The sequence below is a fragment of the Hyphococcus aureus genome (assembly GCF_042643165.1).
Taxonomy (GTDB): domain Bacteria; phylum Pseudomonadota; class Alphaproteobacteria; order Caulobacterales; family Parvularculaceae; genus Hyphococcus; species Hyphococcus aureus.
Window position 1 is genome coordinate 234,876 of sequence record NZ_JBHRSH010000002.1, and the last position, 12,213, is coordinate 247,088.

14 protein-coding genes and 1 tRNA gene are annotated in these 12,213 nt (G+C 51.3%); 5 read left to right on the forward strand and 10 right to left on the reverse strand.

The window, feature by feature from the left end; genetic code table 11:
• The 4 genes from lpxA (at window position 1) to ACFOOP_RS14175 (ending at window position 4,490) form a co-directional block, all read left to right on the forward strand.
• Window positions 1-789: an acyl-ACP--UDP-N-acetylglucosamine O-acyltransferase gene (gene lpxA / locus ACFOOP_RS14160; RefSeq protein ID WP_379881766.1), complete on the forward strand. Its 789-nt coding sequence runs from the start codon at window positions 1-3 to the stop codon at window positions 787-789.
• Window positions 790-839: 50 nt separating this feature from the next.
• The gene (locus ACFOOP_RS14165; RefSeq protein ID WP_379881767.1) at window positions 840-1,631 is read left to right on the forward strand and encodes an LpxI family protein; all 792 of its coding nucleotides are present in this window, start codon (window positions 840-842) and stop codon (window positions 1,629-1,631) included.
• Between the two features lie 13 nt (window positions 1,632-1,644).
• Window positions 1,645-2,787: a lipid-A-disaccharide synthase gene (gene lpxB / locus ACFOOP_RS14170; protein ID WP_379881768.1), complete on the forward strand. Its 1,143-nt coding sequence runs from the start codon at window positions 1,645-1,647 to the stop codon at window positions 2,785-2,787.
• 212 nt (window positions 2,788-2,999) lie between these two features.
• Entirely contained in the window at window positions 3,000-4,490 is a 1,491-nt protein-coding gene (locus ACFOOP_RS14175) for a tyrosine-type recombinase/integrase (RefSeq protein ID WP_379881769.1), read from the forward strand.
• Window positions 4,491-4,954: 464 nt separating this feature from the next.
• Here the strand turns inward: ACFOOP_RS14175 and ACFOOP_RS14180 are convergent, their stop codons facing one another.
• A complete protein-coding gene (locus tag ACFOOP_RS14180; RefSeq protein WP_379881770.1) occupies window positions 4,955-5,167 on the reverse strand; it encodes a hypothetical protein in 213 nt (70 codons plus the stop codon).
• 155 nt (window positions 5,168-5,322) lie between these two features.
• Here ACFOOP_RS14180 and ACFOOP_RS14185 point away from each other — a divergent pair, with 155 nt between their 5' ends.
• Entirely contained in the window at window positions 5,323-6,081 is a 759-nt protein-coding gene (locus tag ACFOOP_RS14185; protein WP_379881771.1) for a hypothetical protein, read from the forward strand.
• On the opposite strand, the gene ACFOOP_RS14190 is transcribed toward ACFOOP_RS14185, so the two are convergent.
• The 9 genes from ACFOOP_RS14190 to ACFOOP_RS14230 all read right to left on the reverse strand — a co-directional run bounded on the left by ACFOOP_RS14190 (window position 6,052) and on the right by ACFOOP_RS14230 (window position 12,140).
• Window positions 6,052-6,729 carry a hypothetical protein gene (locus tag ACFOOP_RS14190; RefSeq protein WP_379881772.1) on the reverse strand — a complete coding sequence of 226 codons (678 nt, stop codon included), beginning with the start codon at window positions 6,727-6,729 and terminating at the stop codon, window positions 6,052-6,054. The genes ACFOOP_RS14185 and ACFOOP_RS14190 overlap by 30 nt on opposite strands.
• Window positions 6,720-7,502, reverse strand: coding sequence for a terminase large subunit (locus ACFOOP_RS14195; RefSeq protein ID WP_379881773.1), 783 nt, complete (start codon window positions 7,500-7,502; stop codon window positions 6,720-6,722). Before ACFOOP_RS14195 ends, ACFOOP_RS14190 begins: the two co-directional genes overlap by 10 nt.
• 6 nt (window positions 7,503-7,508) lie before the next feature.
• The gene (locus ACFOOP_RS14200) at window positions 7,509-8,066 is read right to left on the reverse strand and encodes a hypothetical protein (protein ID WP_379881774.1); all 558 of its coding nucleotides are present in this window, start codon (window positions 8,064-8,066) and stop codon (window positions 7,509-7,511) included.
• Window positions 8,067-8,244: 178 nt separating this feature from the next.
• Window positions 8,245-8,931: a hypothetical protein gene (locus ACFOOP_RS14205; protein WP_379881775.1), complete on the reverse strand. Its 687-nt coding sequence runs from the start codon at window positions 8,929-8,931 to the stop codon at window positions 8,245-8,247.
• A gap of 543 nt (window positions 8,932-9,474) precedes the next feature.
• Window positions 9,475-10,509, reverse strand: a complete 1,035-nt coding sequence (locus ACFOOP_RS14210) for a bifunctional DNA primase/polymerase (protein WP_379881776.1) — start codon at window positions 10,507-10,509, stop codon at window positions 9,475-9,477.
• A gap of 88 nt (window positions 10,510-10,597) precedes the next feature.
• On the reverse strand, window positions 10,598-10,975 hold the full coding sequence (locus tag ACFOOP_RS14215) for a hypothetical protein (protein ID WP_379881777.1): 378 nt from the start codon (window positions 10,973-10,975) through the stop codon (window positions 10,598-10,600).
• A complete protein-coding gene (locus tag ACFOOP_RS14220; RefSeq protein ID WP_379881778.1) occupies window positions 10,923-11,348 on the reverse strand; it encodes a hypothetical protein in 426 nt (141 codons plus the stop codon). Before ACFOOP_RS14220 ends, ACFOOP_RS14215 begins: the two co-directional genes overlap by 53 nt.
• Complete coding sequence (locus ACFOOP_RS14225) at window positions 11,341-11,562, reverse strand: hypothetical protein (protein WP_379881779.1); 222 nt, start codon at window positions 11,560-11,562, stop codon at window positions 11,341-11,343. Before ACFOOP_RS14225 ends, ACFOOP_RS14220 begins: the two co-directional genes overlap by 8 nt.
• Before the next feature lie 502 nt (window positions 11,563-12,064).
• Window positions 12,065-12,140 (reverse strand) — tRNA-Trp (locus ACFOOP_RS14230).
• Window positions 12,141-12,213: the final 73 nt, after the last annotated feature.

Below are 12,213 nucleotides of genomic sequence, written 5' to 3' on the forward strand. Positions count from 1 at the left end.
ATGAAGGCTCATCCCACCGCCATAATCGATAAAGGTGCTGAGATCGGCGACGCTGAGATCGGTCCTTATTGCGTCGTTGGCGACGGCGTAAAGCTGCATGACGGCGTTGAGCTGAAGAGCCATGTGGTGGTTGAGGGGCTTACGGAAATCGGTGCGAATACACAGATATATCCGTTTTGCGTTCTTGGTGAGCCGCCGCAGCATCTCGGCTGTAAAGGCGAGGGCGCGCGGCTTGTCATCGGTTCCGGCAACATCATCCGCGAACATGTCACTATGCATCGCGGGACGATCGCGGGCGGCGCGCTGACCAGCGTCGGCGATGGCGGATTTTTCATGGCCGGCTCTCATGTCGCCCATGATTGTCATATCGGCAACAAAGTCATCTTCGCGAACGGCGCTGCTATTGGCGGGCATGGACGGATCGGCGATTTTGCGTTTCTAGGGGCTTTTTGCGCCATTCATCAACACTGCCGGATTGGCGACCATGCGTTTATCGGCGGCTGCGCGGCGGTGACGACTGACGTCATTCCTTATGCGTCTGCGGTCGGCAACCATGCGCGCCTTGTGGGTTTGAATGTTGTCGGATTGAAACGCCGCGGATTTTCACGTGAGACGATCCACAAAATCCGCGCCGCCTATCGTATGTTGTTCTTCGGCGACGCTGTGTTCAGGGACCGCCTGGAAGCCGTGCGGCAGAAATTCAGCGCGAGCGAGGAAGTGCGCCATATCATCGACTTTATTGATGTTGACAAGGCGCGGCCGCTGATGACGGCGGCGCGAGAAGACTGATGGCGCGCTGGCGCAAGCTTGGCGTCATCGCTGGCGGCGGGGCGTTGCCGGTGCGCATTGTCTCCGCCTGCGCCGCCCGGGGCGCTGACCATCATGTCATTCGCCTTACAGGCGCGTCTGACCCGGGTCTCTATAATTCTCCGGGTGATGATTGCGCCATTGGCGAGGCTGGAAAAATTATCCGCATCCTGAAGCAGGAAAATTGCGATGCAGCGGTGTTTGCCGGCATTGTTCAGCGCCCTGACTTTTCAGCGTTGAAAGCCGATTGGCGCGGTGCGGCGTTATTGCCGAAGATTATTGCGGCGGCGGCGCGAGGTGATGGTGCGATCCTGTCGGTGCTTGTCGATACGCTCGAATCCGAAGGGCTCATCGTGATCGGCGTTGAAGAGGCGGTGCAGGAGCTGACGGCCCAGCCTGGAGCGTTTGGAGCGATCTCGCCGCAGGAAACGAATTTCGCCGATATGCGCAAGGCGGCTGATATTGTTCACGCGCTTGGTCCGTATGATGTGGGTCAAGGCGCGGTTGTCGCCAATGGGCTCGTGCTTGCCATCGAGGCGGCGGAAGGCACAGACGAAATGCTTGACCGCTGCGCGAGCTTGCCTAATGGCATTGGCAGAGGCGGTGTTCTTGTGAAGCGTCCGAAGCCAGGGCAGGAACTGCGCATCGATCTGCCTGTCATCGGGGCCGAAACAATACGGCGCGCGGCGAAAGCCGGCCTGGCTGGCGTCGCTGTTGAGGCTGGGGTGGCGCTGATCATCGATGTTGACGAGGTTGCGACGCTTGCCAATGAAGCGGGATTATTCGTCTACGGATTTACGGCGCAGGAAGTCGCGCCCCGCTGAAGGAATGGCGGCGATGAAAATACTTCTTTGCGCCCTTGAGCCTTCCGCCGATGCGCTTGGCGCGGCGTTGATGAAGGCGCTTAAAGATGCGCGCGGCGACGTGCAGTTCATCGGCTGTGGCGGCGCGTTGATGGAGAAAGAGGGGCTGACGAGCCTTTTTGACATTGCGCCTTTTTCCGTGCTCGGTCCCGCCGCCGCCATCAGCCTTTTGCCGCGGGCCTTGAAAGCGGCGGATGCGCTTTGTGACCTTGCCGCAGAAGAAAAACCAACCGCCGCGATTTTTATCGATAGCTGGTCATTTGCCCGCATCGCTGCGGAAAAATTCATACGCAAAGCGCCGGGCGTAAAACGCTTCAAATATGTAGCGCCGCAGGTGTGGGCGTCACGGCCGAAACGGGCGCAAAAAGCGGCGCGTCTGTTTGACGGCGTGATGTGCCTTTTTGAATTCGAGACGCCTTATTTCGAAGCCGCCGGCGCCAAAGCGCGTTTTGTCGGCCATCCGGGATTCCAGGCGGCCCGTGATCGCGCCATTGACCGCGCCGAATTCCGGCGCCGGTTCGATCTTGGCGAGGGACCGCTTCTCGCCGTGTTGCCCGGCAGCCGCGCCAGTGAGTTGCGCCGCCTTGGCCCGCCTTTCGCTGAAACGGTGAAACGCGCCGCAGAGGCTATTCCCGATCTGCGGATCGTAATACCGGTGGCGCCGTCGGTTGCTGCTGACTTGCCTGGCTATCTAGCTGGGTGGCCCGGCCGCCCGGTCATTGTCGAGGGGGATGACCGTCCCGGCGCCTTCGCCGCCGCTGACGCTGCGCTGGCTGCCTCGGGCACCGCCGCAGCGGAGCTCGCTATCATGGGCACGCCCATGGTGGTCGCCTACAAAGTGGATCTTGTCACGGAAATCTGGGCGCGGGCGATCTTCACCATCCGCCACGCGGCGCTCGCTAATATCGCGGCGGGCCGAGAGATTGTCCCTGAATTCCTCCAGCGGCGTTGCCGGGCGGACCTTATGGCCCCGGCGCTAATCCCGCTCCTTAAGGGTGGGCCGGAACGGGAGGCGCAACTGGCGGCCGTGAAGGACGTTGTTGGCGGCTGGACCGGGGAGGCGCGCCCCGCAGCGGAAATGGCGGCGGAAGCGGTGCTCGATTGGCTTAAAGCGTGAAAATGGCAGGGGCGGAGGGACTCGAACCCACGACCCTCGGTTTTGGAGCCTTCCCAAAGGGGTTTTTAGGGGTTTTTGAGAGTCCCTAGGAGTCCCCTTTTTTGGAGTCGAAACAAGGACTTATCCGATTTTCTGAGGTAAATTGATGACATGGGAATCCGGACTGAAAATCCCGGAAATAGCATCAAATTACTTAGAAAAAGGCGGACATCATGACGGCGAAAAAATCCAGAGAGCGAAAACTGAGGGAGATTGAATTCACAACTGAGGGCTTGCGGGCGGAGTGGAAGGCCCGCCCCGTCGATGGCAGAATCTTCGCCAGAGAGCTTGGCGGACGGCTGGGGCTGAGGGGCAATAAATGCTCTCTAGCGGTTGTCTGCTCTTTCTATTCGTCCCGGCTGGGGCGGACTGTCCCGCCTGAGTCCCTTTATAATTTTGAAAGCCCGGCGGAGATTACCGACGCAGCGCTAGACAAAATCAGAGAAGCGGAAAAACAGTTTATTGCTTCCTTTCAGGGCCGGGCCGGAGCGGAGCAAATTGAAAAGGCGAAGGCTGGCGTAACGCTTAATCTTGGCGAGTTGTTTGATTTATATTTTGCCAGCCCGGAATACGCGGAATTGTCAGAGCACAAAGGACGCGGCCAGCAAATAAACAAGAATTTTCTTGAGTATTATCCCCCACGGCGCCGGGCGAATGGCAAGCTGTTTTTAAATCAGGACGGCTCTAAGCGTTACCATAAATGGGATAAATTCCGATTTCGTAAGTTTGAAAACCGAGCGGCGCCGGGCTCTCCGCCTGTGTGGTGCTTCTTCACAGAGCAAGAGTTAGAAGACTGGCGGGACGAAAAAGTGCCGGACGCCAAAAAGCCTTTCGTCTTCAACCGCACCCTTCAATATTCGCAAACCGCTTTTAAATGGCTGGTTGAAGAAAAATATTTGCCCAAGGGGACGAAAATAGACGTTACGCGAGCTAGAGAACGCGACGACATCCGCGTAAGAGAATATCTGTTTTCGCCAATCATGATCCGGGCAATGTGGGAAGCCAGCGAGGATTTACACGCCAAGGAAAAGGGCTTTGTCCGCTTGCTCATGCTGACGTGCCAGAGGCGCCAGATGATTGCCGGGCTGGAATGGGATGAAATCCGCAATGATATGGAATTGCCGCAAATAGATTTTCCCAAGTCCCGCGTGAAAAATAAAAAAAGCTATGTGCTGCCGTTAACGCCTGCGATGCAGCAAGTCCTAGATGAAATGAAAAGCGGAGAGCAAAGTCACTTGGTTTTTCCAGCCAGTAGCGGAAAGCCGATTTCAAATTTTTCCAGCATACAGCGGCGACTTGAAAAACGGATGATTGAGATTGCGGGCGATGATTACTGCCCCGGCTGGCGATTCCATGATTTGCGGCGGTTTGCCCGCACAACAATGGCGTCACTCAGGATTCACGAAAAATACGCGGTGTTATGTCTTGGCCACACGCCCAAGCGAGCGAGTGCGGCTGATAAGCATTACGATAAATACGGCTATCTAGAGGAGAAGCTGGAAGCCCTGAGAGACTATAATAAGAAGGTAATGCAAATTGTTAAGCCGGAGGAGCATGTAAAAGAAATCCCCGCCAAGGCAACGGGGAAAGACGATTTAACGCGTCAGCTAGCAGCAATGGCGCCAGCGGAGAGAAAGGCTATCATATCTCAATTCCTAGGCTGATTTGCTCTGTATGCTGAGTTATGGTATATTATAAGTGTCGGTTGAGCGGGTTTTTATTCTTTTTTCCTCGCTCCCGATTCTGTCATGGGGCGGGGTTTCAGGCATTGCCTCGTCCGACTCCGGCGCCCTCAGCTATCCGCGTGGCTGGGGGCGTTTTCTTTACTCGGTGTACTGAATATTGTATTATTCATTTGTGGGCGGCGATGATGTCGCTCGCTGTGTGATAATGACTTAACCCCAGCTTTGCGGCTGGGGTTTTTCTCATTCATCCCCCGGCAATTTCGTTTGCGGAAACGGCTCGGGCGGCATTGCGTTTGGATCGGCATTCAGCCTGTCGCAAATCTCACTCAGACTAAGCCCCGATTTTGTCCAATCAACGCGGATAAAAGGCTTGCCCTCTTCTGGCGCCGGATCGGTACAGCAAGGCAGACTGCAAGTGTGTGGATGTTCCTTCATGACCAACCTCAATTCGTGTCAAACGCAAGGCGCCGCTGATTTAGCTTGCTCATAAGCCTGTCTGCGGCTTCGGTAGCCTTTTGTCGCCGCATCATGGCATTATCGATTGCTAAGCTACGAAGCTGGAAGGCGTCTCTGTCAAAGAAATCGACTAGAACGAGTTTAAGCTCGCTTTCTGGCATCATGAAGGAATCGGAAAATTCGGAAGTTGTATTCGGCATGGCGACTCCTTGCTTCATAAACACGTTATGACGGAGCCGCCCGCACCGCCGGGGAACGGATAGAAGCTTAAAAGATTTGCGCCGTCAAGCGGGGAATAAAAGAGGTTTTCCACCTAGCAAGAACGCCAATACAGTTGTCCAAAATGGAGGCAACAATGGCTGAAGATATCAAGTACGGCTTTTTCTCAAACCAGACGAGGCAATCCCGAACCGCTTTGGTTATTTCGAGCACTACACTGTTTTTATACACGCTATTCGCAAAGCCATTAGATACTGCAGTGTTGATCTCTGCCCAGACAGATATTCCGGGTGGTCTATTTTTCTGGTGCCTACTTTTTTTCGCCGCCCTGTATTTCTGGATATCGTTCTTCTTGTCGGCGAAAACGGAATACGGTCGCTATAAGTATGTTGATGCAACGAAGGACTTACAGGAATCGCTTCAAGGTACACTACAGACGTTTGATGACAGCGTTGGGATTTTGCTCAATGCCGCAAACATCGCAAAAAGTTCTATGGCCAAGCTGACAGAGCAACGATCAAAACTTCCTGAGGGAGGGATGGAACAACTGCTCGAAGACTCTAAGAGTTTTAACAACAAACTGACCATCAATACTGTAAAAGAAATTGCCACCCTTCTTGATCTATGGAGTGATCACGAAAGGCAAATTGTAGGCAATCTGGATTCTCTTGGACCACATAGCAAGGACGCCACGGCAGTTCTAACACACGGTGTTTCGCTCTTAAGGGATTCAAATGAGAAGCATAAAAAGCTAGAGGGCAGACGCCTGCGGCTGTGGGACTATTGGGGAACAGCAGGATACGGCGCCGCTCTTATTTTGGTCTCGATACTAGCGGAATGTAAAGGATGGAATTTCTATTGTAGCTTAGTAGAGAGTTGTGACGCCCTGACGTGAGCGGCCATGTCTGGCGTAACCGAACACGGCGCCCGCAACACTTATGGCTAAGTCATCATGTGCCCCGCTGTTAATGTAGAAAGCCCCGTTGTTTCCATATCCGGGAGTCAGCATCACTAACTCGGCTTGTAACTCATCAAAAAACGGTAAATCGCCAGCAATCCTAAAATCAGGCCGTATCAGATATTTCATGAGCGTTTGAAACAATACGTTTCGCGGAACTTTCAACCTTCCGTTCTTCATCGTGGATTCATTACCGCCAGTAATGATAGTGCGCATGGGCTTCATTCCCATGCGCTGACAAACATCCGCCAGCACTTCACCCGGACCGCCCGCGTCAATCATGAAGGTAAGCGGCCATAACTCAAAAAGCTCATTGTCTAGCAGATCGCGAACGCCTGCGGCCTGATCAATATAGGAAACGCCAAGTTTAAGCGGACGCAGATAAACAAGCTCGCAAGTTTTCATGTCGATTTTTCTGTCATGAACCTCACGGCATATCGCTAGGCAACTTCTATCCCTGATTTTTCCAACGTCTAGGAACGCGAAATATCGATAATGAACCGGCATGATCTCTTTTAGAGAATCGATAACCGCCTTCTCCCGTTGTTCGTCTCGCCATGCTTCGCTGGATTTCCCTATAAACATATTGCCTGCAATTCAGGATCAACCGCCCTGAAAATCATGTCGCGGGTGAAAAGCTCGGAATCTTCATCAAGGAATGAGTTTTCAAATTCTTGTGCGTAAAGCGGACCAAGCTTCTCTTTCATCTCTTCCAGATAGGCCGCTGAAATTCTGGGGCAGGAACTAGAAGGAATTTTGAATCGCTTCCAGCGGGAGCCCTCGTGCCATTCACGGGCGAAAAAATTATTCATCCCGCGTGGCGTGCTTAGACAAACAAAAGCGGCTTGATCGTTTGTCGCCAAATACGGGAGAACAGCGGGAAACACCACTTCATCAGTGTACGCTGTTTCGTCTGAAATCAATGCAATGATTCCGTCACCTAAACCGCGTATGGTATCGGCCTTCCCCGGCAATGCCAGGATTCTAGCTTTTGACCGGAATTCAATTTCCAGCATCGTTCTTTTAAGGATTTCGCCAGCATATCCGGCACCGTCAATCAACGATAAACAGCGGCGAATATTTTCCTTTGAGATTCTTTCACTGGGACCGACGAAAACGACAAGGCTACCGGGATTACGGCTTGCAAGCGTGACCGCAGCAGCAGCGGCTGTTGTAGACTTTCCGCAGCGTCTTCCCAGATTCCAAAGTTGCCACTTGTCTTGCGATAGCGGCGAGCAAATCGACTCTAGGGCTTCCCGTTGCCAATCGTCGGCAACGATGCCATTTAATTCAAAAATCAAACTGGAGTTTAAAGCTCGTCCTAATTCAGATAAGACAAGCGACGCAATTTCACTCAATTATCGTTACACTGAATATTCTGGGTTATACCCGTATTCTTGATTTAAAGCCCGCTGGAGAGCCGCTGCGGCTTCCGGGTAGTCAGTAAGCTGATGAACTAAAAACCGCACGAGCGAGTTAATTTGAGCCTTTGCGGCGGTTTGTATTGCTGCGTCTATATTCAGACTGTTTTTTTCCGCTTCGAGTTTGGCGTGAAGCTCAATATTCTTTTGTAAGGCCGCTTCGCCCTTTAGCTGGTGATAGCTATTCTTTGTGTCTTTCGCCTGTTGAATGTCTTCGAGAAGGCGTTGACGTTGACGTATCAATTCATCAAGTGAATTCGATTCCAGCTTCACCGGCTCTGATTCCGACTCTGAAAAAGTCGATGTTTTTGACGGGGACGGGGAAGCCGGTTTATCGATTTTAAAATCGGCAGGCGCCAGAGCGTGCTTAGCGTGGGCTCGCAACTGGCTTGGTGTCAGCTTTAATCGTTTACAGATTTGTGTGGGCGTTTCAGAGCCGAAAATAGCGGCGTCAACAATCTCGGATTTACCGCTGGCACAGATGGAACAACTTCTAGCCATTATTTTTTACCCGGCATGCGAATGATGATTCTATTTGAATCGATGCTTGGGGCGGTTGGAACCCAGCGGCGGATTGCGTCCGGCTCTCTCTCAACCAACGGGGCGGGCTTTTGCGTGGGCGGTAAACGCCAAATAGTATTATGATTTCCGTTAAACATATTGATTGTCCTTATAAAGATTAAATATCGGCGAGTAGTCGGTTTGATAATTCTTGATTCTTTTCCAGATCGGCGCCGGGAGTTACGAATTCATCCATGACGGCGGAGTCGAAATTTCTTTCAGCATCGTCTAAGGTTTCAAGCTCTTCCTGAATGATGTTGATTGCGTTGAAATCTGCTGGCGCCTTGATCTGGGCTAGTGCGACTTTTGCTTCGCCATAATGAAGCGGCAGGACTTCGCTAAGCTCGCGTGGCGCCGTGACGATGGCGGATAAGATGACTTCATCTTTTCGTAAGAGTGCGTCTCTGACAAACTCAATCCGCTTGTTGAGCGGCATCCGAGTTAGGTATTGCCGCATATCTCTGTGACGCATTTCCAGATTCTGGCTGGATGGCATTTGGTACAGCGTCTCAATTTTCGATTGATGTAACGCCAGTTGTTTATGGGCGATGCTGCGAGCTTCATGCAATCTATCATAAACCCACTGACTGCGGTTTTCGGCGAGCTTGGATAACTTCACCAAACGCATTGGCTCACTGACTGTGGCGTCTTCCTTAAGGATATTTTCCGCCGCAACTAGCTCACTGTACCGCTGGGCGATTTGCTTTCGGGCTTCCTTCAACTTCGCCGCCGCTTCATTGGCTGGCTCATAATCCGTAGAGCCGAATTTGATTGTCAGATTGGTTTGTCCAACTCGTGAATCCATTTTCAATTATTCCGTGTACGTTTTGTTTTTCTGAAATTCGTTAGTGGGAAGCCATTCGGAAGGGCGTTATAATGTAACACCCGATTGTGGGGCCGGGGGTGTACTTGGGCTAGGTTGCGGCAACTTAAGGCTGGGTTTTCCACAGTGTAACATATTGATTTAATAAAATTTTTTAACACCCAAATCTCTGAGTCTATTCTACAATTATACCGTAGGCGGAGGATTCTGGCTGAAGGCTGGCAGTCTCAAACACCGCTTACTTATAATTATGACGTACACAGACCAATCTGTCAAATCGGCGGCTCTTGTGATTGAACGCCAAACAAGAGGGATTCAGAATTTAATGGCGCCAGAAAATATTTTTCCGCCCACACGTAAAAAGACTCAAAAAAGATTCGGGTTAGTAATGTCCATTACAAGAATTAAAAACAAGGGCGAAGCCGACTGCTTGAAGTTTTTAATTCTACAGTCTGTGAAGGGCTTCTATAACCAGAGTCTAAGAATATAAACCTGTATTATTATATTGTAGGGAGAATCTACCGCCTACTGAGTAACTAAAGAATATAGATAGGGTTCCTTTGACCCCCGTTTTGTTTTCCTTGTCAACCTCAACAACCCCTCTTCAACAAGCAACTCTCTTGCTTGCCGGATCGTCTTTGCTGACATTTTCAAATCTTCTTCCATGGCTTCCGCCGCAATGGCGAATTCTTTTCTGTTGTAATGGGCGCCGCGAAGTTTGAGCAATAGCGTAATTGCATTCCTTCCTTTGGCGCCATGGGCCATGAGCCGGTCAAGATCGTGAGTCGCGATGAATACGGTTTGTTGTCCGGGGACGAAAAGCCGTCCCTCTTCTTTATAACGCCAGACCTGCCGTGCAGTGTTGATGGCTTCCTGATCCGTGAAAGGATGATCTTTCAGCCAATACTGCTCCCTCAACTGAATGGCGTAGGTTAGCGCTATATCAATCAGGTCATCTACAGAATCGCAATGTCTCGCCTGTTCTCTGAGATAGCGGAACAATTCAATATTGCGGGACATGGCGGCGCCGCGTGCTTTCTTGGCTCCCAACAGCAAGTCCGCCACAAACGGTTTAATCGTGGGCAATTCAGGCAACAGTGAATAGTCGCCGTCAATGAATGAATATTCAAAGTCTTTATCCCGGCGCCGTGACGGCGGCGCCATGACGTAAGTGCCGCCGGATTTAATTTCAGCTTCATATTTTGAAATGCGGCGTAAATCAGTCGAGGTTTCGCCGTCATGGCGATAATAACAATGAATGCCTCGCGATGTCCGGACCTTTAACGGCGTCTCACCGGCGAGGTATTCAAGCTCTGGCGCCTGTTTTGCGTCGTCGATATCCAAGATCGTAACGCCGCTCACTTTGCCGCAAATAATTCCGATGTTTTCGCCCGGAAATTGTTCAGCGAGACGGGCAAGCATTTTCAGATTTTGTCGCGGCGCCGATATGTAAAACGAATTTATGCAGGGCTCGTCGTTGCCCTTGCCTTTGCTGGCGTAGACCGGAAGAACTTTCAAGCCGAAAGAAAAATAGTCGGCGTAGTGAGCGGCAAACGTCACAGATAACTCAACAATCGTTTTATAAATTCAACTTTTTCGTCGTCAAAATGTTTGGGTTTTTTTCGCCCATCAACCCGGCGACTCTCACTCATTTTTTCAGATCGTTTCTGAATCTGTCAGCCGTGCCGTTATGCAAATCATTTCTCAGCCGCACCATCACTGAGCGGATTTCCAAAGCCCAATTGGGATTCTTTCTCGCCAAATACATAAACGCATCAATGCAACCCGCCACGCATTTTTCGGGATGCTCTTCTAGTTTTGTATGTAAAAAATTCTCAGTCTGAATTATTTCCTGTACCGTTTGCTCAAACACAAACAACTCAGCGGATTTTTGCTTGTCCATAAATTCCTCAATTATGTAGGGGGTGTACAGATTAATTATATCGCAGACTTTCTTAAATGCGAAATCAGCCTTATTTTCCACGCAGGAATCCACGCAGCGGCGTTGCTGTGCAGCGTTTGACAAGATGGCTCATTACAAATTGCCAGCCAAAACGGGACATGATGGCGTCAATCTGAGAGCGTGCAGCGTCTTCTCTATCTTGCATTCCCCACGCGTCTTTTATTTTTGAAAGAAGCGCTGGAGTCTGCGAGCAAAGCTGCTCAACAAATTCCAATCGCGTCTCGGCGCCTTCCGGTAATTCAGCTTCCATAAAATCGCCGAAAGTTTTGAAGGTATCGCCGTTGCTATTTTTCAATGTCCGCCAAAGATGATTATCAAGAACAGTACGAATATGACTCCGGTATTCGATGACTACGAATTGATTCACCCGCCCCATCCCAAAACGCTGGATAAAGACAACAGATTCATCGTGGGGGATGTTTATGCGTTTACTCATTTTTCAAACTTTCAATTTCGTTTTCAAGCTCGGTTGCAAGCTGGAACGCGTCAGCGAGTTTGTTTTGCTTTTCCAGCTTCAAAATCTTGTTGGCTTTTTTTATCAATGCGTCGGACTGTTTGGCGGACAAACCGCAATCGTCATCCAGCACCATCGACAAAGCGTCGGCGGCGATTTTCAGTGTGGCGGTTTTTATTGTGAAGGGCTGAGTCATTGCGCCGCCTCCCGTTGTGGGCGTCGCTGTTTAGCTGTCCTGATAAAGTTAAGAATGTCGGCCCGGCGCCATCGCGGAAAGCCGGGCAAATCTAATGGCTGGGGGAAGCCCTGAGCATATCTGTAGTTTTTGAAAAACTCTGTTTTCGAGACGCGTAAAATCGCCCGGACTTCCTGCCCGGTTAGAAGAATGTCTATTGTATCTGTATGCTGACGAATTGCCATTTTAACGCACTGAGCCATTTGATTGAGCCGTGCGTTGCCGTGGGCAAAAGGTTGTTTGCATCCCGGGCGATGGGACGCAACCTTTCAAATTCCACTTCGCGGCGGCGGCGCCCGATCAACGCTAGCGACGCCGAGTCAAACCAGAGCCCCCGCTGGGCTCACGCAACTTGGCCAGCCCTCAGATAAAAAACTGAGCGTTGCCTTGGATTACAGATTGGTAAGATTAGACGCCAGATAGACTCAAAATAGCATCGCAAGACGTTTCATATCCGAAACGATGGCAGGGGCGGAGGGACTCGAACCCACGACCCTCGGTTTTGGAGACCGATGCTCTACCAACTGAGCTACACCCCTAGGCCAGCCCCTGCATTAAGGCCGCAACTCGGCGCTTTCAATAGGCTAGGGACGAATTTCCGGTGTGCAGGCG

Bases quoted from the DNA above. Each gene is read 5' to 3' on its own strand.
- lpxA (WP_379881766.1), top strand. From the start codon at position 1: ATGAAGGCTCATCCCACCGCCATAATCGATAAAGGTGCTGAGATCGGC.
- lpxB (WP_379881768.1), top strand. From the start codon at position 1,645: ATGAAAATACTTCTTTGCGCCCTTGAGCCTTCCGCCGATGCGCTTGGC.
- ACFOOP_RS14175 (WP_379881769.1), top strand. From the start codon at position 3,000: ATGACGGCGAAAAAATCCAGAGAGCGAAAACTGAGGGAGATTGAATTC.
- ACFOOP_RS14180 (WP_379881770.1), bottom strand. From the start codon at position 5,167: ATGCCGAATACAACTTCCGAATTTTCCGATTCCTTCATGATGCCAGAA.
- ACFOOP_RS14185 (WP_379881771.1), top strand. From the start codon at position 5,323: ATGGCTGAAGATATCAAGTACGGCTTTTTCTCAAACCAGACGAGGCAA.
- ACFOOP_RS14190 (WP_379881772.1), bottom strand. From the start codon at position 6,729: ATGTTTATAGGGAAATCCAGCGAAGCATGGCGAGACGAACAACGGGAG.
- ACFOOP_RS14200 (WP_379881774.1), bottom strand. From the start codon at position 8,066: ATGGCTAGAAGTTGTTCCATCTGTGCCAGCGGTAAATCCGAGATTGTT.
- ACFOOP_RS14205 (WP_379881775.1), bottom strand. From the start codon at position 8,931: ATGGATTCACGAGTTGGACAAACCAATCTGACAATCAAATTCGGCTCT.
- ACFOOP_RS14220 (WP_379881778.1), bottom strand. From the start codon at position 11,348: ATGAGTAAACGCATAAACATCCCCCACGATGAATCTGTTGTCTTTATC.
- ACFOOP_RS14225 (WP_379881779.1), bottom strand. From the start codon at position 11,562: ATGACTCAGCCCTTCACAATAAAAACCGCCACACTGAAAATCGCCGCC.